Source organism: Alphaproteobacteria bacterium SS10 (assembly GCA_019192455.1).
GTDB lineage: Bacteria > Pseudomonadota > Alphaproteobacteria > TMED2 > TMED2 > TMED2.
In genome coordinates this window covers 45,897-64,525 of sequence record JAHCML010000009.1, presented here as the reverse complement: position 1 = coordinate 64,525, position 18,629 = coordinate 45,897, and the positions used below count along the sequence as shown (strand labels likewise).

Sequence of the window (18,629 nt, the reverse complement as noted above, 5' to 3'; positions counted from 1 at the left end):
GCGCCTGGATTGCCTAACCATCACGGATCCGGTCCAGCATCATCTGGCGAAGGGCGGCATCCACCGGTGGCCGCTCACCATGCCAGGCCTCAAATGCTGCCTGCGCCTGATAAAGCAGCATGTCCAAACCATCCACGATGGTGAGGCCCCGGTCACGCGCGGCGGATAGCAAGGGGGTGATCAGCGGCACATACACAATGTCAGCGACAACGGCATCGCCTGGCAGTGCCGATACATCGATATCGAGGGCTGGTTTACCCGCCATGCCGAGGCTCGTTGTGTTGATCAGCAAGTGAGTTTCGTTAAGCGCATCAGCACGTTGGTCCCAGGAGGTCGTGGTAATCACGGCCTGTGGATAGAATTGTTGAAAATGCGCGGCCAGGGCATCGGCCTTATCGGGCGTACGGTTGGTGATCACCACACGGCTGTAACCAGCGTTGAGCACCGCATCCAACACTGCGCGGGCCGCACCACCGGCCCCAACCATCATAACCTGTTGATTTTGCTCAATCTGCTTGGCGACCTGACTACCCGCATGCGCTTTTAGGCTACTTTCAAACCCGTACGCATCAGTGTTATCGCCAGTCACTAAACCATCCTTGTGGACAATCAGCGTGTTAACCGCCTCCAATCGCCCGGCTGTTGCGGTCAGCTTATCCAGATGCGGCATCACCGCCGTCTTATGGGGAACCGTGACATTGGCCCCAGCGACGCCGAGTGCGCGTAGGCCCTCAATAGCATCACCAACCTTGTCTGGATGCACTGGAAATGGCGCGTACATCCCATCAATGCCGAACTGTCGAAGCCAGTAGTTGTGTAAAGCAGGCGACAGTGAATGGCTGACCGGCCATCCGATCAGGCCGGTAACCCGGGCAGCGCCGCTTGGCGATCTGGCATTATCCTGGCTGGTCATGTTGGTGGAATGGGTCTCTAACGATCTCGACGGCCCCTACTTAGACAGCCAAGGCGGTGTGCGCAAATGGCAGTTGTGGTTGTTGATCTTGAATAGGGCCCGATCAATTTTCGACGGTGTGCGCCGGTTGCTAGATTCAATCCAGCATTCCGCGCTACACTGACGTCCTATTCTTTGACGCATTGGTTCCATCCCGGACTTTCCTGATTATGAGCCGATTACCCCGCTTTTTGGCCCTATTGGCCGCCCTGATCTTACTACTAGGCCCGGCCACCGCCATGGCCCAGGAATCCTCCATGCCCAACTTCTTCGCGGATGAGGACGAGCCGGTAGAGGAACAGTCGGAAGACCAGGATGGCCCGCTGATTGATCTATCGGCCCCAGGGGTCGCTGATTGCCCCGGCGCGCCAGAGGATGCCTATACCTATATCCCAGACCCCATCTTCCAATGGGCGAAGCTGGAGTGTCGGGAGGAAGGCCACTTCATCTCTGCCGCCGATGGTTACGATTGGCGCTCCATGCAGGGTCAGCTGTTTGAGGTGACCGCTAAGAACAATGATGACCTGGTCGCGAGTGCAGATCAGCTGCCTTACTTTGTGACCATGGGTGTGGCCCAGCTCGACACCTCACAAGCCTTGCACGCCAATGAGTTGATTGATGCGCTGGTCGGCCAGTTGTCGATTGAGTTTCGCCCGATTATTGATGCGGGCTCGTTTGATGAGTATTGGCGCCTCTATATCCTGACCAAGGGTCAGGTGCAGGTGGACATGTATTACTTCCTGCGTGATGGGCTGCCGGAATACTTCGTTTATTGTGAGAAGGCTTGCTCTGGCGGCCGTAAGCCACAAATCGTTCGGGTAATCGCAAGCCCGGAGACGATCAACCGGGTGCGCTTTAATCAGTAATAGAACTGAACCCCGGTGAGCAGGTGCCCCCATGGCCAGTAAGGGCGGCAATGATGGTGGCAGCAGTAAGGACGCTAGTAAGCAGGGGTCAGAAGATCGCACGCTTTGGCGCCGGGTGGCTGCTGGCGTTGAGCCAATAGATCGAAACCGCCGTTCAGATACTGAACCGGCAGACATTCGCAAGACGCCGACAAGCGATGGCGCCAAGGGCCAAGCAGCCCCGCCACCCATCCCCAAGCCTGCCGCAAAGGCCAAGCCCCAACCGCAGACCAAGAAACCATCGGCCAAGCGATCCCACGCTGATTTGTTAGGCGGTTGGGAGGTTCATGGCGCCGTGATCCCGGGCGTAGATGGTCGCACCGCCTCGCGCTTTACCCGGGGCCAGATGGAAATTGATGCAACGCTGGATCTGCATGGGTCCCGTCAGCATGACGCGCAACGGCAGCTTCAGCAGTTTATTCAAACCGGGGTTCAATCTGGCCATCGCTGCTTGCTGGTCATCACCGGCAAGGGCCGCAGCCGCGTTACCACCGACCATGATGGTCGGGCCGATGTCATGGCGCAGGCGCCTGGGGTCATCAAACGGCGGCTCTTGGACTGGCTCGCTATGCCAGGCCTAGCCGAACACATCCTGGCGGTTAAGGCCGCCCAGCCGCGCCATGGCGGCGGCGGCGCCTTCTACGTCCTGCTAAAGCGCAAGCGATAACAGCCTGTGCCGTAACGGGGTCTCAAGCAGTCAAATTGTTGGAAGTTGGTCCGTTGGGAGTGACAGCCGGCGGGCGGGGGATTGGGGGTGGGGATGCCCGCGCGGCTGTCAAATCCACGGTGCGACGTCAGGGATTGGGGTGGGGAACGACGTCGCGATGACCGTGTTGTATGAATTTTTTCTGAAAGCGCCAGCCAAAAAATCTCGATTAGTCAGAAAAAAACATATGAGGACTACCAATGGTTGTGGATAGCGGGCGAAGTGGCCGGTTAGGTATGCCAGGAATATCGATTCGAATCGGGCTATTGCGATCTGCTGACCCAATGCGCGGGAGGATTGCGTTTTGAAACAGTCCCGGTCTGAGCGTTCGTGCACCAACTAACTTTGCACGAACAACAGTACATACACTGGTAACGGGAATGGTGTATCACACATCAAGCAGGGAAAAATCGGCGAAAAACCTACACTTTTTGGTAGTCATCTCCGCCGAATTGGCGTCAAAAAGGAGCCGGACGCAAATTTAACCAGTCCATTGACGATTCCTAATCGGCAAAAACCGACGCCGAACGCCTTAGTTTGAATCGTTAATCGGGCTGGCCGCGAATGTGCATATGACTACCCGGAACCGAAATACACGTCTGGGTAGAGAAGGTTGAATAAGACTATGAAACGCGCCCCCACCAACCGCCCTATGGATCAACTCTCTAAGAGCATCACCATCAATGGTCGTCGCACCAGTATCAGGATGGAGCGCAGCCTATGGGTTGTGCTTGATGAGGTTGCCGCCAATGAGCAGCTGCGCCTGCGTGATCTAGTGGCCTTGGTTGACCGCTCAAAGTCTGAGCACGGCCTGACCGCCGCACTGCGTGTGTTTGCCGTCAACTATCTGCGCCATATGCTGCTGCAGGGTCAGCGGTTGCAACGCCTGGATGGCCCGACCCGGTCACTGGCGAAACACCCGGTGCCACTGACCGTTGCCCGTATTCTAGAAGACGTGTCCTAAGCCTGGTGCCGTTACCAACGGCAGACCGGCACCACATAATCAGGCGCTAGCCCATATTTGGCGGCTAGTCGGTCGACATCGGGGGCCGAAACCGGCGCCCCGAACTCACCACCCAAATCAGCGAGATGGATGCCACCTGCAACAAGGCAGGCGTCCAGCCCTGCGCGTTTCGCGCCGGTTAGGTCGGTGGCAAAGCTATCGCCCACCGCCAGGATGCGTTGATCCGCTGCTAGACCCAGATGCTCGCGGCACAGATCGTAGACCGGCCCATGGGGCTTGCCGTGATAGGCCACATCCCCGCCCTGCTCCTGATAGTATTTTGCGAAAGTGCCCGCGCAGATTGCGAGGCGATTGCCCGAATTTACAATGAGGTCTGGATTGGCGCAGAGCAGCGGCAGGTTGCGGGCGAGCCCAGCATCCAGGGCGGGCCGGTAATCATCCAGGGTCTCCCGAACATCACTGATGCCGATGGCCAGCAGGAAGTCAGCGTCCCCAACGCTTTTGACTGGTTGTTTGCCGGTGCCCTCTAGCATTTCAACCGCTTCATCAAACGGGGCTAGCGGATAGGCCGCGTCGCCGAGCTTTCGGTGCCAATCATCGCTGGGGTTGGTGAGAGCCTGATGCGTGGCCTCCCCTGAGGTCACGAGGTGATCGTACAAATCTTCGGTAAGGCCCAACCCATCAAGCTTGGCCCTGGTCGGTCCCAGGCGCCGTGGCACGTTGGATAGAAGGCAGATCTTCTTCCCCGCTGCGCGCAGGCGTTTCAGCGCATCCTCTGCATGGTCATAGGCGCGGATACCGTCATGGAGCACACCCCAAAGATCCAGGATCGCCGCGTCATAGACGTCGATGAAGCCACTAAGCCCATCATGGATCGCGATCTCAGAAGTCTCGGCCAATGCGGGTTGATTGGTCATGGGTTGTCCGTTGGTCATGGGTGTTGGTTAGGGGCGAGCAATTGGTCACAGCTTGTGCGGTGCCTATTCATGGCTGGTCAACCGCCTTTTGGTTAAATTATCGCCGAAAGATGGGTGCTTGATTGAGCAGACCAGCCGGGTCTGGTAAGCCGGAACTCTAATCCGCAACGGCCCTGCTCGCCTCACCTCGATGCATCCGGCCTTAAGCTAAAGACATGTGATATGGCTTCGACCAAGACTTCTGAGCGCAAAAAGGTTGCGCTGATCACCGGTACCACCGGCCAAGATGGCGCCCTCCTCGCCGAGCTGCTGCTGCAGAAGGGTTATGTGGTGCATGGCACGAAGCGCCGGTCATCCAGCTTCAACACGCCCCGGGTCGATCACCTGTATCAAGACCCGCATGAGACCAACCGCCGGTTCCACCTGCATTATGGTGACATGACCGATGCCACCAACCTGATCCGCCTGATCCAGGAAGTGCAGCCATCGGAGATCTATAACCTCGCCGCCCAATCCCATGTGAAGGTCTCGTTCGAGACACCAGAATATACGGCCAATGCCGATGCCATGGGCACGCTTCGCATTCTTGAGGCGATCCGCATTCTAGGTATGAAAGATGCGGTTCGGTTCTATCAGGCCTCGACCTCTGAGCTTTACGGCAAGGTGCAAGAGACACCGCAGAAGGAAACCACCCCCTTCTACCCCCGCTCGCCCTATGCGGTGGCAAAACTTTACGCCTATTGGATCACGGTGAACTACCGGGAGGCTTATGGCTTCCATGCCTCCAATGGCATTCTGTTCAACCATGAGGGGCCGACCCGGGGTGAAACCTTCGTGACCCGTAAGATCACCCGCGCGGTTGCCGCCATCCACCATGGGTTCCAGAAGCAGATTTATCTCGGCAACCTGGATGCCAAGCGCGATTGGGGTCATGCCCGCGACTTCGTTGAGGGGATGTGGCGCATGCTACAGCAGGATGAGGCTGAGGATTATGTCCTGGCCACTGGTGAGACCCATTCGGTTCGTGAGTTTGTCACCCTCGCCTTCCAACAGATCGGCCGCACCATCAATTGGGAAGGTGAAGGCGTCGGTGAGAAGGGTCGCTGCGCCGATAGCGGTGATATCCTGGTTGAGGTTGATCCCGCCTATTTCCGCCCAACCGAGGTCGACCTCCTGCTTGGTGATCCGACCAAAGCGAAAGAAAAGCTGGGCTGGGAGCATAAGACCAGCTTTGAAGATCTGGTCGCTGAGATGGTCCGCAACGACATGAAGCAGGTCCTGCTAGAGCGTGACCGCAAACAGGTCGATGACTAAGCCCAGCCGGTGATGCCGCATGAGCGTCATCCCCCATCATAACGATCAGCTGCTCTATGCCGATGCGCAGGAGGATGAGCGCCAGCGCGGTGCAAACGCGCTGATCCTCGATGCCATCTTGGTTGGGTTGATCCTGGTGCCCTGCGTTATCGGCACAATGGTTTGGGCCAGTGCTGGGCTGACCGCCGATGGCGCGTTTGGCCTGTTATTCCTGATGCTGGCCTGTGCCGCCGCCTTTGGCCTCTACCGCTATCACCGCGTGAAGGCGCGGGTCATGGATGCGCTTTATCGTCCCTTGGTCGTTGGCTTTGACCTGACCCATGGGCACCGGGTGCCCGGCCGCGCCCTGCTCTACCCGCAATATCGGGCGCTTGGCCTTTTGCCGGGGGGCACCTATCGGCGGTTTCGCCATTGGGCCAATGGTCCGATTGGTGGCGCCAGGGGTCAGATCTTCGAGGCAGAGATTTGGGCGCTGAACGACGACACCTATCTGCCAGAGCGTAAGTTTCACGGCATTTGTGCCCGGTTCGATCTGGTGCGCCCATTTGAAGGCGCGGTCATTCTGGATGGTCAGGGTCAGGTGCAGGAGGGCAGCAACCTTAAGCTGGCGGGTGAGTTGCTGACCCCAGAGCTACGCGGTGCGATCGCCCTCTTCCCCTATGATCAGGCGCGCATTGTGCTGCGCGATGGCTTGCTGTTTATCAGCGTCAACCTGGATGGCCCCTGGTATCAGTGGCCGGGACCATTTGTACCGCAGGATGGCGCTGCCCATGTTAAGCGTGTCTGCCGGGATATTGAGGCCGCTTGGCGCCTCGCCGCTTCCACCGATGGCCTACCGCTTGTTACGGTGCGGCCAACCGATCAAACCGAGGCCTTTACCTTATAGGGGCCGCATGAGGGCTAGAGCATGAGCAGCAAATTCGATCTTACCGGAAAGCGGGTTTGGGTCGCTGGCCACCGGGGCATGGTGGGTTCCGCCATTGTGCGCCGGCTGGCTGATATGGATTGTGAGGTGCTGACCGCAGGTCGTCAGGACGCCGATCTACGCCGTCAGGGTGAGGTTGAGGCGTGGATGGCAGAGGCCAAGCCAGATGTGATCTTCCTCGCCGCCGCAACGGTTGGCGGCATTCATGCCAATGACACCCGCCCGGCTGAGTTCCTCTACGACAATCTGATGATTGAGGGGAACGTGATTGAGGCGGCGCATCGCCTGGGCACCGCTAAGCTGATGCTGCTCGGCTCCTCCTGCATTTATCCCCGTTTGGCCAAGCAGCCGATGGATGAGGCGCAGCTGCTAACCGGCCCGTTGGAGCCAACCAATGAATGGTATGCGGTGGCTAAGATTGCCGGGATCAAGCTGTGCCAGGCCTATCGTAAGCAATATGGCAGCGACTTCATCTCAGTGATGCCGACCAACCTGTATGGCCCCGGCGACAACTTCGATCTGGCCCAAAGCCATGTGATCCCTGCCCTGCTGCGTAAGGCGCATGAGGCAAAACAGGCTGGTGCGGCCAACCTAACCGTCTGGGGTAGCGGCACACCAATGCGCGAATTTCTGCATGTTGATGACATGGCGGATGCCTGTGTTTACCTGATGCAGCACTATTCGGGTCATGACCATGTCAATGTTGGCACCGGTGAAGATGTGACGATTGCAGAACTTGCACGGTTGGTGACACAAACAGTGCAGTTTGGTGGCGATTTGGTGTTCGATGCGGACAAACCCGACGGAACCCCGCGGAAACTCTTGGATGTTAGCCAGCTTCACGGTTTCGGTTGGAAGCACAGCATCGACCTCGCTGACGGGTTGGCGGGCACCTATCAATGGTTCCTCGACAATTATGATCAGGCACGGTTGAGCGTCGCCACCGGCACCTAAATCAAAAAAGTTTTCGGATCGACCGCAGGGTCGTCATCAGCACCGCCGTGTTAACCGGCGAACCAGCGCTGATGACCGCCCCCTTCCCAATCCCTTCCCGACCTGCGGCATCGGCGCTGGCACCCAATCGAAGAATGGAGTGACCAGATGACCGACAATCAAACCGACCAGAAACCCAATAAGCCTTACCAACGCGTTATCTATATTGGCGCGGGCGCTGCCTCTGGCGTGGCTGTCACTGTGCTGGCCGCTGCGCTGCTGTTGCCCAGCGTCGTTGAAGCCGGGCGCGGTGGTGACGTGTTTGACCGGATGGGCGGCCCGGGCAAGCATCTGATGAAGATGTTCCAAGAGGCCGATACCGATGATGATCGCCGCCTCTCTGTCACCGAGTTCAAAGCCGCCACGGGCGAGCGATTTGGCGGTGCCGATACCAATGATGATGGTGAAGTAAACCAAGACGAGGCCTTGGAATTCATGATCGAGCGGCTGAAGGAGCGCATTGATGAAGCGTTTCAGCGGGTCGATCAGGATGGCAATGGCACGGTCAGCGAGCAGGAGTTCAGCGACCGTATGCTGCAGCGTTTTGGCCGGATGGACCGGAATGATGATGGCTTCTTAAGCCGTGAGGACCGGCGCTGGGGTCGTGGTGACCGCGATGGTCGTCATCATGGGCGCCATCAAGGCAGCCATGGTGATCACGGCAACCAAGATACCGAGGCAGGAACGGCCGACTAGCCCTCCCCTAAAAGCCAATCGGTCCTGGGCCTAGGCCCGCTCAAATCTTGCTACAGCCCAGACCTGGCTCGGTTTCCCGTCCCGCAAGTGGTGTCGCCCGCTCAATGGCACCGCTTGCGGGACATCTTTTTTGTGATTGCTGGGGATCTGGCGTTTAGGCCTTGATGCCAGCGGTGGGTCGCCTTGGGCGGGTTCCATCGCGGCGTGCACCGGTCCAGTTGCCAACCTTCTCCGCTGAAACGGTTGCCCTTGTCGGCGGGGCGGCTGGGGATTTGTTAATCCCTAGCACCATGTCCATGAGGCTGCGCCCAGATGCGGCCGCCTGTGGTTTGCCGCCCAATCTTGGCCCACCCTGGACCAGCGGTCCCTTATATCCCAGTGACTTTGCCCATTCGGCCATGCCGTGTCGGGGATCGCGGCCAGCCTCCAGATTACGCTTCACCCGGTCGATATACTGTCGTGGGCCCGGCCTGATGTCGGAGTATTTGCCGAACATGCTGGGTTGGCCGCCATGGGCCTCTGAAAACAGATCGGCGAACAGCTCCTCACCCGGCTCACCATGCAGGGGCCGGTCGATAACCTGTTCCCGTAGGATGCCATGTTTCATGCTGGTCGGTGGCTTCTTCGCATCCCGGCGCATCAGGGCCTGGAACAGCGGGTCAGCCGACATCCGGCCATGCATCTGACTGATATTGTGGCCAATCTCATGGGTTGTGGTGGTCAGCACATCCTGACCAGACAGCACGGAATTGGTTTTAAACTCCGGGTGAACGAAGGTTTCGCCGACGACGGAGAACTTCTTGTCCCCGTTCGACCCGCCCTGAAGATATCGGAAGTTGGGGCTGTCCCGGACCACGCGGCCACGGCCATCGGGCAGGTCGCGGATCGCCTCAAACACGGTTGGGCCGCCCGCCAGGACGAAGCCCTTGCGCGCGAGGCCACTGATAATCTTGGGATGAACCTTGCTAACCGCGCGCTTCACATCGGCGCGGAAACCGAGGCTGGTACGGCCCGTAAAGTGCAGATATCCGGCGGGTATCTCAGCCATGGTTGCTGCCCCCTACCGGTTCGGGCTCACCCCATAAATCATCATCACTATCGTCGAGTGTGGCGTCCGGTTGAGCCGCGGCCAATAGTTCGCCTGGCCCATCGCCGGTGACACGGATGACGCCGGCACCGCGCTCGCGCATCTGATCAAAGGGGATGCCCCGAAACGCCTGACCGGCGGGTATCTCGAAGTTGGTATCCAGGAAGGTGCCATCGACCAGCGCGCTGCCACGGAACGCGACCAAGTCTCGGTCATCCACATAGATGAACCGAAAATCGACAGTCTCTGCTGTGTCCTGGCCAGTCATCCCATTCCCCAAAATGGCCGGTAATCCCCAGATACTGAGCAAGATACTACGCTATTTTGGCTTCACCGCCCAGAACCGGTACATGGCATCGAATAGGTCGGGGCGGTCCGCCTCAAACCCCTGCCAGGCGTTGAGATCGGTGAGCGCCTGTGCCCCTTGCGCCTGTGCGAAGGCTTGCAGCACCCCATCGGGCATCTGCATCCCGGCAAAGTTAAGGCCTGCCGAGGTTAGCAAGGGACCGATTTCCGTCATTTCGATATCCCGCTCCCGCGCATGGAATAGCAGGTCGCGACAACCCGGCAGGCTATAGAAATCGCGGTTGTGGGCGAGGGCAGAGAAGGCCGGGTGATCGGGTTGGTTGAGGATATGGGCGCGGAAGATGCGGATATCCTCATCCTTGGTGGCGTCGAGGCCTAGCTGCTTAATGTCAGCCCGCGCCAGCGCCACGTGCTTACGCCCATCCTTCCGATACAGGCCAAGTTGGATCAGGCCACCCGGCTTCAAATGTTGGGCCAGGCTTCTCAACCCCTCGCCCGTATCCGCCAGGTGGTGGAGGACGCCGACACTCTCAATCAGGTCAAACCCATCCTTGGGCAGCAGCTCATCAGGTAGATCACCCAGGCGCAGCAAGTCAGCCCGGGCAAAGGTCAGATTATTGGCCTGATACTCACCCGCTTTGCGACTGGCATAGGCGAGGGAGGCGGCGCTGATATCCACCGCCAGAACCTTAGCGAGCGGCCCATAGCCTAGGGCGGCCATTAGCGCGTGACGGCCTGTGCCACAGCCAGCGATCAGCGCCTCAAACGGTGATTGCTGCCAGAACAGCTTACGTGCGGGGTTTCCGGCATCAGGGTCGGCACGCCAGGCCAATGCCCGTCGACTGCCCGGTGCAGGTACGGTCAGGCCAATCCAACGGGGGTAGGGGTGCTGTTCATACTGATCCCGAACCGTGGCGGTTTCGGCGGCATCCTGTTCGAGATTGGGCAATACTGCTGCCAGCTTTGCCTCTTCGATGGCCTGCTCAGCAATCCGATCGCACCAGGGGTCGACCCCGTCGGGTTCAGTTAGCCAAGACGCCGGATCACTATAGAGCGCCCGCTTCAGATGGCCCGCTTCGGATAGTTCCGTATCCGAGACAACCCCAGCATAGTCGCGCAAATACCATTGCTGGGCGATCAGGCGCAGGTAGTCTTCATCGACCTTGTCTTGAGCAACCAGCTTCTCCCGTAGGGTGAGCAATAGTGCTTCAATCTTCGGGTTGCTTAACACCGCGCGGGTCAGGAGGGCAGCGGCGAGAGTATCTGCGCGGGCCGCCGCGCCATCGGGGCCCAGTAACCAATCGGCAGCGTCATTGGCCGACAGCTGAAAGGCCCGGCGCCAGGGCGGTGTGTCCATCCAGATCGGCGCGGCCGCACTGGCCACCGCCTGGGGGTCGACATCTGTTCGGTTCAGCAAATGCACCAGAACTGGGCGGGTTAGCAGCCCCTTGCAATCAATCGCATAGCTACCGAGGAGGTGACCCAGATGCTGGGCGGCAGATTGCGCGATCTCGGCGGTTTGTTCGGCCGGTCCCTGTGCTTGGCCAGCGATTGCGGCGCCCAGCGCCCCGCCAAAATGCTTTAGCGCGTTGGTCCGGTCCCCTTGGCGCCACGCAATCTCTGCCGCCGTATGGTGGAGGGCAGGGTCATCACCCTGATGCTTCAGCAGCTTTGGCATTAACCGGGCGGCACCTGCCACATCGCCGGTAGACAGGGCCATGGCGAGCGCTTGCCGTTGGGCCGCGATGGCCGGGTCAGTCGCGGGGTTACGCTTTGGTTTGCCCATGATGATTAGGGCGCCTTAATCAAGCTCAGGGCATCGCCGAACTTTGGATGATCACCGTGACGCAGCCACTCAAAGGCCGCCTGCTCAACCGTGGCAATGCGAGCGCCGGCGCGGGCCAAGGTCGCAATCGCAATGTCCCGATCCACCGCACGGCGGGAGCCCACGGCATCCACCATGATGATGATCTCAAACCCCTCATCCATCAGGCCGATGGCGGTCTGGAACACGCAGACATGGGTCTCAACCCCGGCGAGGATTGCCTGCGGCCGCTTGGGATCAAGGGCCTCAAGGAAGGTATTGGCGTGACAGGCATCGAAGCTGCGTTTGGACACCACCGTGTCACTCAGCTCAGCGATATCTGGCTCGAGGGCGCCGATCTTGTCCGCGCAATGCTCTGTCGCCGTTACGGGAATGCCCATCAGTTTGGCGAGGCGACCCAGCCTTAAGGCCTGGCTTAACACGCTGCTATGCTGGGCGATTGCCGGCATGAGGCGCAGTTGCAGGTCAATTTGAATAATCTGGGACTTATCGGCGGATAACAGCATGCATCAGGTCTCGAAACGATATTGCCCGCATTTCGGGTTGCTGACCCCCCAACATTAGCCATCTAATCGGACTAAGGTAAGGTTTTGATGGGTCACAGCAGGCACCAACACTGGCCTAATCACGCTGTGGTTGGTTGAGAATGGGCCCCATTTTGTGGCAGCTAGAGGGCTAGGCTTTTAGATTTGGTCGGGGCTTAACCCCGTCCACGCCGTCTTTGGGAGTTAGATACGTGCTGTTACCGCATTGGATGAACGGGGTGGTGTCATACCGCCGGATGGCAATTCTAGCCCTGGCGGTGGTGATGACCATCGGCACCCATGCCGCCCTGATTACTGAGGCACGGGCACAAGGCAGCGCCCTGCCAACAGTCAATCCAGGCGATGGCCCCCAGGGGCGCATGATCGCTTTTGTCCTCCAAGCACAGCCGGAGGCTGTGAATCCAGCTGCGATGCAAGAGCAGATCAGCGGTCTGTTGCCGGCTGATATGGGCAGTGTTCGTGACTTTGTTGACCCCAATATTCCGGCTAGTGAGGGCGAGGCTGCCTCAATCATTGGCCGTACGCAGGAAGCCTTTCCAATGGTGGAAGGGGCGGTTCCAGCCCTGTTCCGGGTTTACGACGTTCCAATCCTGATGGTGCCGGTGGCCGTGCCCGTGCCACGGCAAGAGTTTGCGGCAGCGTGGCAGGCGCGTCGGCAATTCGCTGAGGCACCAGAGATCCTATCCAGTCATCAGGGGCATACGATTATCTTTGCCCTGGTTGACCCCCAGACAACAGCAGAGCAAGTGCGCGCGGCTGAGGCGTTGAGCGCGGTTGTGGCCGCCATGGCAACCGGCAGCACGAATGTGCTGGGTGTCCATTGGTCCAGTGCAGACCTTTCAATTCCACCGGGTGCCTTCGTAAACGCGTTTCAAAAAACCAATGCCGAAGCAACGGCAGCGCTGGCGGATAGCAAGCCTGTTCGTCCGGTTTGGCATCAGCTGATCACCATGTGGATCGATATCGATGCGGTGACAGCCCCATTGTTTCAGCAGGCCTATGCCGCCGCTGAGCCGGACGCCGTACCTGCCTGGGTTCCAGAGGGGTCGGTTGGGCTGATTACCCGGGGTTTGGCGAGCTTTATCGGGCGTGAGATTGAGATGGCACCATCCGATCGTCCCCCGAACGAGCAGGCGCTGGCCCTGGTTCACGTCATCGCCTACCTACTTGATCGTGGGCAGCTATTCCGCGAGGGCGATACCCTTGGCTTTGGCGAAGAGCGGCTGATTGAGGCGAGCCTGCGCGACAGTAGTGCGCTTATCGGTGGTTCGGCGGAAACGGCTGAGGCCGTCAAGATCTTGCGCTTAACCTATCGTTTGGTCGAAGAGGGCGAGGCCCAATCGCTCCAATAATCGCTTAGAGCTGAGCGATTAAGGCGCTGGGTTGGTTTTTTCCAACCGCCGCGTCGGCTGTGGGGCGGCATCTGGCGCCTGGCGTTGGCGGATGCTGAAATCCGCGCCGGGTACAATGCGGCGCAGATAGTTGTCGACCTGATCCCAGACCCGGTCGCGTCGCTGCTGCGGCTTCATCCAAATCTCGTGATAGGCATCCATATGGCGCACCATCTCGGCATTGGGCAGGTGCTTCATCGCGTGGTCATGGGCCGCTGGGTCGACAATGAACTCACGGCGGGCGGAGTGCATCTGGATCGGGGTCTTGATCCCCCGCAGATATTCCGGCGCGCTCAGAACACTCATGGATTTCAGCGCCTCATCCAGCCAAATTGACGTGGCGCCGCCCAGTTTAAGATCGTCGTGCTGCCGGGCGAAGCGGTCCTGAAGCTCCTGACGCACGGTGCGGTCGGTTACCAGGTCCTTCAGCTCGCGATGCGGCTCCCAATCACCCTCACCTGGCATATAGGTTTTGCCGAGGCCAACCAGGCGCATGGCCCGGGCGAGGCCCTTGGCCGCCCAGCGTGGGAAACCCTTGGTCTGCACACCCAGCATAGGCGGCGACAGCACGGCGGCATCAAAGGTGTCCGGGTTATCATGCATGAAGCGCATGGAGATATTGGCACCCATGGAATGGGCAAACAGGATCACAGGCTTACCCGGGAAACGCTCTGCTGGGCGCACAACCTCATCAATAAACTGGCGGAGGTCGGCCACATCATGGTCGTAGCCCAGGGAGCCGGGGCGTTGTGGTTTATCGGGCCAATAACGCTCTGAGCCGCCCTGACCGCGCCAATCCATGGCAAAGACGGCCATGCCGCGATCCTGCTGATCGGACATCAGCTCGTAATAGCGCTCAATACTCTCACGGAAACCGGTGACATCAATGACCACCGCACTGACATCATTTGGGTCATGTGGTGGCACCTCGGCATAGCGGATGCTGGCCTCGTCAGCGTTCGTAAACTGACCAAGCTTAAGTCCCGAAGGCGGGTTGCCGAGGCGCGCTGGCACCTCGTCCAAAGTACGGGGCTGCAGTCGCTGGTTGCGAGGGGTGCGGTTCATGATGACCTATCATACCGCGTTTACCCGAAAGTTGCGGTGCAGCATGGGGTGGTAAGCCCTGGTTTTGTAAGCGGTTTTCCGGTGCTGCTGCCTGGCGGATGTCATCATTTGCGGCCGGCAGGGCCTCCGGACCGCTGGCAAAGACGCTAACCCCTTCATGGGCACCGATGGTGGCGGTGGGCATCTTGGCCGGGTCAACCTTAGGGGCCGCACGCTCCAGAAACGCTCGGCTTTTCTGCCAAAGATGGCGTCTGGTGCTATCGCTTTCATGCCAGAGGGAGTGCTGGCTGAGGGGGTAGGTCTCAACGTCAGCATTCTCAAGGTGTTCCGCCGCGGCAATCGTGGCTTTCGGCTGCACCAACTTGTCCCGACCAGCGACCGCAATGAACATCTTGGTCTTAATGTTGGCGAGGTATTTCGGCTGATTAACCAGGCGGATCGACTTAAACGCCGCGCGCAGCCAGCCAAAGGTGGGGCCGCCCATGCGGATCGCAGGGATCGCGCGATAGAACAGATGATGCAGGTTTTGGCGCACCGCACGGTCATTCTGCATGCTTTGGTTGAGCTCTTTGAGGTCTCGCTGGGACCAATCGCCCTCCCGCGGCAGGTAGCGATGGCCCTGGCCAATCCGGTCCATGAGCCCGGCCACCAGCTTAGCCACCACCGGGGGGAAACCCTTGGTCCAGATCTTCATCATCGGTGAGGTGATGACGGCCGCATCCACCTGGTCCGGATAATCATGCAGGAAGCGCAGCGATATATGGCCACCCATGGAATGGGCGTGCAGCACCTTGTTCCGACCAGGATAGCGTTCATCCGGGCGAATGACGTCCTTGATGAATTTGTTTAGATCGGCCGCATCTTGCCCATAGCCCTGGGCATAGGGTCGCTCTGGCATCTTGGGGTCATAGCGCTCGGACCCACCCTGGCCGCGCCAATCCATGATCCAGACCGCTTCACCGTCATTGGCCAATTCCCTGGCCAATTCATGGTAGCGCTCAATACTTTCCCGAAAACCGGTGACCAGGATTGAGACCCGCTCAACCTTGCCATCTGGTGGTTCAACCCAGGCATAACGGATCGCGGCACCCTCATCATTTCGGAACCGGGAAACGCGCATGCCTTCCGGTGCCTCAACAATATGCGGTGGTACGTCAGCCAGACCGGAATGATCTGGTTCATCGGGGCGGGGGCCACCTGTTAGCGCGGAGAGAACCATTGCCTGACCTGGGATTTCACCGGGAGGATAACGATCACTGAACTTAAATTCGGGTGGGTGACGCTCGTTTTACCGAGGGTTAGGCCGCCAGACCTTTGCGTGGGATGGCTGCCGGATCGGGACCGATGCCAAGCAGGTAATCGACGCGTGGATCATTCAAATCCTTCACCACTAGATCCGCCTGCGGGTGGATCATCTTTGGGTCGGTTTGAATTTGGATGACTTTAAAGCCGGCACGCTTGGCCGCCTCGACGCCGACCAAACTATCTTCCAGCGCGACGATCTGTGATCGCTGCTCTGGCGTGGTCAGACCGAGCTTGGCCGCACCTTTGAGATAACCTTCCGGATCGGGTTTTCCCTTCAGCACATCATCGAGGCTGACCGTGAACTGAAGATGCTCACGCTCATCACCCAAAACGGCGAGGGTGACATCAGCGACATCGCTCGTCGCGTTCGTCACGGCGCCCATTGGCACATCATTGGCCGACAATTTGTTCAAAACGCGCTGGGCGCCCGGCATTACCGTGACCTTATCCCAGTTGGTCATGAAGTAGGCGGTCATCATGTCATCGAATTCCGCCTGGTTCGCCTTAGCCGGGTCCTTGCCCGAGCGTTCAAGCGCGCGTTCGATCATCTCAAACCGCTTCTTCGCGCCTTGGCCATTAATCTCCCGAAGTTCTTCTTCGGTTAGATCGATGCCATAGACAGCTTTCGCAATCTTCTTGGTTCCTTCGGCGTGGAGCTCTTCGCTTAACGCCATGGTGCCGTCGATGTCGGTCAGGACGGCTAGGGGTCGGGACAGCATTTGTCTGCTTCTTTTGGTTGGGGGCCAACTCTCTGGCCACTAACCAATAGGTCGTGCGGGAAAATCGCTAGGGGGCGAGGGCGGGAATCACGCCAAATTCACGCAAATGAAACAGATACTTAACGAAAATGGGCTGATTTCGCGGATGGCCTATCTAAAACGCTGAAGCATTTCCGCCAGCTTTCGTGATCTGTTCGTGGTCGAAATCGGGCTAGCCCAGATTTTGGGCCTATAAATGGCTTTAAGCGCCCGGCCCTCGGCGCGGCGTTGCTGTCGGATCCAGCCCAATGAATTGCGCGACGGCTGGGCTGTGCCAGCTATCCACGACCAGATCGGCTTGATCACTGACCAGCGCTGGGTCCGGCTGAATTTGGATAACCGTCATGCCGGCGGCCTTTGCTGCCTCAACACCGGTTGGTGTGTCCTCGAGTGCCAGGATGTCTTTCGGATCAATGCCCAGGCGTTGCGCGCCCAGAAGGTAACCTTCAGGCTCTGGCTTCGGGCGCTTCACATCATCGATATTGATCACGAACTCAAGCAGCTCGGCCGTCTTGGGGCCGAGGGCTGCGAGATTGGTATCCCGCTCCATAGCGGTTCCGTTTGTAACCGCACCGAGGCGCATGCCTTGGGAATGGCCCTGCTGCAGCAGTTCAGGGGCGCCAGCGATCACATGGATTTCCCGCCATTTCAACGCGTAGTACGAGCTGACGCGGTCGGCGAACTCTTCATACTCAATCGGCTGGTCAAAGCGATGCTGAACATCAGCATATTTCTTATCAAGCGCCACGCCCTGGTAGCTGGCGGCTTCTTTGGTGCTGACATTTGCGCCAAGTTGATTGCAGATCTTCTCGAAGGCCTCTTGGTGAATGTGTTCACCGTCGGTAAGCGTTCCATCGAGATCGCTGAGAATGGCTTTGAAATTTGGCATCGATAGGTTGCGCGTCGCCGTTAAGGCGGGCTCCCGTGCAATGGCGTGCTTCAAGGCGTGGCGATTGATCGCTACGGACCAACGGGACTATCGATCAGGTCTTTGAAAGTAACTAACGGTGAGAATTGGCAAGGGGGCCGCTTAGGTAAGGCGGCGGATCAGCTCATCCAGCTGTTCGAGGGTTTGGTACTCGATTGTCACCTTACCCTTCTGTCCGGCCCCATCGATTGCCACCTTCAGGCCCAGGCGCATGGACAGATCATGCTCCAGCGCGAGGATGTCGGCATCTTTGGTTGAGGCAGCGGCTTTCTTCAACGCCTTGGCCTGACCGTCATCGGTGCCTTCCTTGCGCGCCTTGGCCAGCTTCTCCGTCTCCCGAACGCTCAGGCCGCGGGCTGCCACGTTTTGGGCGAGGATAACCGCATCCGGCACACCGATTAGGGCGCGGGCGTGACCGGCGGAGAGTTTGCCACCGGTAACCAGCTCACGGATCGCGGGCTCAAGGCCGAGCAGGCGGAGCGTGTTGGCAACGTGGGAGCGGGACTTACCGACCGCTTGCGCCACTTCCTCCTGACGATGGCCAAACTCATCAATCAGGCGTTGTAGGCCGGCGGCCTCTTCAAGTGGGTTGAGGTCTTCCCGTTGCAGGTTCTCAACCAGGGCAACTTGCAGTGCCTCGGTGTCATTATATTCCCGGATGACCACCGGCACATCATGCAGCTGTGCCAGCTGGCAGGCGCGCCAACGACGCTCACCGGCGATAATCTCATGATTGTCGGTGCCGGGCAGGGGGCGAACCAGGATCGGTTGGATCAGCCCATTCTCTTTAATAGAGGCGGCGAGCTCTTTCAGCGCGTCCTCATCAAACTGGGTGCGCGGCTGAAACTGACCGGCGACCAGCTTCTCCAGCGGTAGGGTTTTGGGCCCAGCGGCACCAGCACTCGCAGCGGCAGGGGCTTCTTTGGCTGCACCAGCTTGCGCATCGGCGTCCGGGTAGACGGCATCCGCCTCATTAAACAGGGCGTTCAACCCACGGCCGAGGCCACGCTTGCGTCCACCGCCCGCTTCTTTTTTGGCAGCACTCAT

The 18,629-nt window shown here is 59.1% G+C and carries 19 protein-coding genes; 8 read left to right on the top strand and 11 right to left on the bottom strand.

Features of this window, described 5'->3' with window-relative positions; all coding sequences use genetic code 11:
* Positions 1-13: 13 nt before the first annotated feature.
* Positions 14-913 (bottom strand): shikimate dehydrogenase, encoded by a 900-nt coding sequence (locus KI792_13815; protein ID MBV6634099.1) that lies wholly within the window; start codon positions 911-913, stop codon positions 14-16.
* A 209-nt stretch (positions 914-1,122) separates the two neighbouring features.
* On the opposite strand from KI792_13815, the gene KI792_13810 reads away from it, so the two are divergent.
* The 3 genes from KI792_13810 (at position 1,123) to KI792_13800 (ending at position 3,527) form a co-directional block, all read left to right on the top strand.
* Entirely contained in the window at positions 1,123-1,818 is a 696-nt protein-coding gene (locus KI792_13810; GenBank protein MBV6634098.1) for a hypothetical protein, read from the top strand.
* Between the two features lie 31 nt (positions 1,819-1,849).
* Positions 1,850-2,524 (top strand): Smr/MutS family protein, encoded by a 675-nt coding sequence (locus KI792_13805; protein MBV6634097.1) that lies wholly within the window; start codon positions 1,850-1,852, stop codon positions 2,522-2,524.
* 664 nt (positions 2,525-3,188) lie between these two features.
* Entirely contained in the window at positions 3,189-3,527 is a 339-nt protein-coding gene (locus KI792_13800; GenBank protein ID MBV6634096.1) for a ribbon-helix-helix domain-containing protein, read from the top strand.
* Positions 3,528-3,538: 11 nt separating this feature from the next.
* Here the strand turns inward: KI792_13800 and KI792_13795 are convergent, their stop codons facing one another.
* Positions 3,539-4,444 carry a TIGR01459 family HAD-type hydrolase gene (locus KI792_13795; GenBank protein ID MBV6634095.1) on the bottom strand — a complete coding sequence of 302 codons (906 nt, stop codon included), beginning with the start codon at positions 4,442-4,444 and terminating at the stop codon, positions 3,539-3,541.
* Positions 4,445-4,666: 222 nt separating this feature from the next.
* On the opposite strand from KI792_13795, the gene gmd reads away from it, so the two are divergent.
* From gmd to KI792_13775, 4 genes are all read left to right on the top strand, one after another.
* Positions 4,667-5,758, top strand: a complete 1,092-nt coding sequence (gmd, locus tag KI792_13790; protein ID MBV6634094.1) for a GDP-mannose 4,6-dehydratase — start codon at positions 4,667-4,669, stop codon at positions 5,756-5,758.
* Positions 5,759-5,777: 19 nt separating this feature from the next.
* Positions 5,778-6,644 carry a hypothetical protein gene (locus KI792_13785; protein ID MBV6634093.1) on the top strand — a complete coding sequence of 289 codons (867 nt, stop codon included), beginning with the start codon at positions 5,778-5,780 and terminating at the stop codon, positions 6,642-6,644.
* Positions 6,645-6,665: 21 nt separating this feature from the next.
* Positions 6,666-7,637 carry a GDP-L-fucose synthase gene (locus KI792_13780; protein ID MBV6634092.1) on the top strand — a complete coding sequence of 324 codons (972 nt, stop codon included), beginning with the start codon at positions 6,666-6,668 and terminating at the stop codon, positions 7,635-7,637.
* A 147-nt stretch (positions 7,638-7,784) separates the two neighbouring features.
* A complete protein-coding gene (locus tag KI792_13775; protein ID MBV6634091.1) occupies positions 7,785-8,372 on the top strand; it encodes an EF-hand domain-containing protein in 588 nt (195 codons plus the stop codon).
* Between the two features lie 154 nt (positions 8,373-8,526).
* Here KI792_13775 and KI792_13770 read toward each other — a convergent pair whose 3' ends face one another.
* The 4 genes from KI792_13770 to KI792_13755 are packed head-to-tail and all read right to left on the bottom strand — an operon-like array spanning position 8,527 to position 12,096.
* A complete protein-coding gene (locus KI792_13770) occupies positions 8,527-9,420 on the bottom strand; it encodes a hypothetical protein (GenBank protein MBV6634090.1) in 894 nt (297 codons plus the stop codon).
* Positions 9,413-9,727, bottom strand: a complete 315-nt coding sequence (locus tag KI792_13765; protein ID MBV6634089.1) for a hypothetical protein — start codon at positions 9,725-9,727, stop codon at positions 9,413-9,415. The genes KI792_13770 and KI792_13765 overlap by 8 nt, the downstream gene beginning before the upstream one ends.
* Before the next feature lie 51 nt (positions 9,728-9,778).
* Positions 9,779-11,551, bottom strand: coding sequence for a class I SAM-dependent methyltransferase (locus KI792_13760; GenBank protein MBV6634088.1), 1,773 nt, complete (start codon positions 11,549-11,551; stop codon positions 9,779-9,781).
* 5 nt (positions 11,552-11,556) lie between these two features.
* Positions 11,557-12,096 carry an isochorismatase family protein gene (locus KI792_13755; GenBank protein ID MBV6634087.1) on the bottom strand — a complete coding sequence of 180 codons (540 nt, stop codon included), beginning with the start codon at positions 12,094-12,096 and terminating at the stop codon, positions 11,557-11,559.
* A gap of 230 nt (positions 12,097-12,326) precedes the next feature.
* On the opposite strand from KI792_13755, the gene KI792_13750 reads away from it, so the two are divergent.
* The gene (locus tag KI792_13750) at positions 12,327-13,487 is read left to right on the top strand and encodes a DUF4261 domain-containing protein (protein ID MBV6634086.1); all 1,161 of its coding nucleotides are present in this window, start codon (positions 12,327-12,329) and stop codon (positions 13,485-13,487) included.
* An 18-nt stretch (positions 13,488-13,505) separates the two neighbouring features.
* Here the strand turns inward: KI792_13750 and KI792_13745 are convergent, their stop codons facing one another.
* The 5 genes from KI792_13745 to KI792_13725 all read right to left on the bottom strand — a co-directional run bounded on the left by KI792_13745 (position 13,506) and on the right by KI792_13725 (position 18,629).
* Positions 13,506-14,591: an alpha/beta hydrolase gene (locus KI792_13745; GenBank protein ID MBV6634085.1), complete on the bottom strand. Its 1,086-nt coding sequence runs from the start codon at positions 14,589-14,591 to the stop codon at positions 13,506-13,508.
* The gene (locus tag KI792_13740; protein MBV6634084.1) at positions 14,503-15,810 is read right to left on the bottom strand and encodes an alpha/beta hydrolase; all 1,308 of its coding nucleotides are present in this window, start codon (positions 15,808-15,810) and stop codon (positions 14,503-14,505) included. Before KI792_13740 ends, KI792_13745 begins: the two co-directional genes overlap by 89 nt.
* Before the next feature lie 79 nt (positions 15,811-15,889).
* Positions 15,890-16,615, bottom strand: a complete 726-nt coding sequence (locus KI792_13735; protein ID MBV6634083.1) for an HAD family phosphatase — start codon at positions 16,613-16,615, stop codon at positions 15,890-15,892.
* A 241-nt stretch (positions 16,616-16,856) separates the two neighbouring features.
* Positions 16,857-17,543 (bottom strand): HAD family phosphatase, encoded by a 687-nt coding sequence (locus tag KI792_13730; GenBank protein ID MBV6634082.1) that lies wholly within the window; start codon positions 17,541-17,543, stop codon positions 16,857-16,859.
* A 141-nt stretch (positions 17,544-17,684) separates the two neighbouring features.
* Positions 17,685-18,629 (bottom strand): ParB/RepB/Spo0J family partition protein, encoded by a 945-nt coding sequence (locus KI792_13725; protein MBV6634081.1) that lies wholly within the window; start codon positions 18,627-18,629, stop codon positions 17,685-17,687.

Bases quoted from the DNA above. Each gene is read 5' to 3' on its own strand.
- KI792_13815 (MBV6634099.1), bottom strand. From the start codon at position 913: ATGACCAGCCAGGATAATGCCAGATCGCCAAGCGGCGCTGCCCGGGTT.
- KI792_13810 (MBV6634098.1), top strand. From the start codon at position 1,123: ATGAGCCGATTACCCCGCTTTTTGGCCCTATTGGCCGCCCTGATCTTA.
- KI792_13805 (MBV6634097.1), top strand. From the start codon at position 1,850: ATGGCCAGTAAGGGCGGCAATGATGGTGGCAGCAGTAAGGACGCTAGT.
- KI792_13800 (MBV6634096.1), top strand. From the start codon at position 3,189: ATGAAACGCGCCCCCACCAACCGCCCTATGGATCAACTCTCTAAGAGC.
- KI792_13795 (MBV6634095.1), bottom strand. From the start codon at position 4,444: ATGACCAATCAACCCGCATTGGCCGAGACTTCTGAGATCGCGATCCAT.
- gmd (MBV6634094.1), top strand. From the start codon at position 4,667: ATGGCTTCGACCAAGACTTCTGAGCGCAAAAAGGTTGCGCTGATCACC.
- KI792_13785 (MBV6634093.1), top strand. From the start codon at position 5,778: ATGAGCGTCATCCCCCATCATAACGATCAGCTGCTCTATGCCGATGCG.
- KI792_13780 (MBV6634092.1), top strand. From the start codon at position 6,666: ATGAGCAGCAAATTCGATCTTACCGGAAAGCGGGTTTGGGTCGCTGGC.
- KI792_13775 (MBV6634091.1), top strand. From the start codon at position 7,785: ATGACCGACAATCAAACCGACCAGAAACCCAATAAGCCTTACCAACGC.
- KI792_13770 (MBV6634090.1), bottom strand. From the start codon at position 9,420: ATGGCTGAGATACCCGCCGGATATCTGCACTTTACGGGCCGTACCAGC.
- KI792_13765 (MBV6634089.1), bottom strand. From the start codon at position 9,727: ATGACTGGCCAGGACACAGCAGAGACTGTCGATTTTCGGTTCATCTAT.
- KI792_13760 (MBV6634088.1), bottom strand. From the start codon at position 11,551: ATGGGCAAACCAAAGCGTAACCCCGCGACTGACCCGGCCATCGCGGCC.
- KI792_13755 (MBV6634087.1), bottom strand. From the start codon at position 12,096: ATGCTGTTATCCGCCGATAAGTCCCAGATTATTCAAATTGACCTGCAA.
- KI792_13745 (MBV6634085.1), bottom strand. From the start codon at position 14,591: ATGAACCGCACCCCTCGCAACCAGCGACTGCAGCCCCGTACTTTGGAC.
- KI792_13740 (MBV6634084.1), bottom strand. From the start codon at position 15,810: ATGGTTCTCTCCGCGCTAACAGGTGGCCCCCGCCCCGATGAACCAGAT.
- KI792_13735 (MBV6634083.1), bottom strand. From the start codon at position 16,615: ATGCTGTCCCGACCCCTAGCCGTCCTGACCGACATCGACGGCACCATG.
- KI792_13730 (MBV6634082.1), bottom strand. From the start codon at position 17,543: ATGCCAAATTTCAAAGCCATTCTCAGCGATCTCGATGGAACGCTTACC.
- KI792_13725 (MBV6634081.1), bottom strand. From the start codon at position 18,629: ATGAGTGCTGCCAAAAAAGAAGCGGGCGGTGGACGCAAGCGTGGCCTC.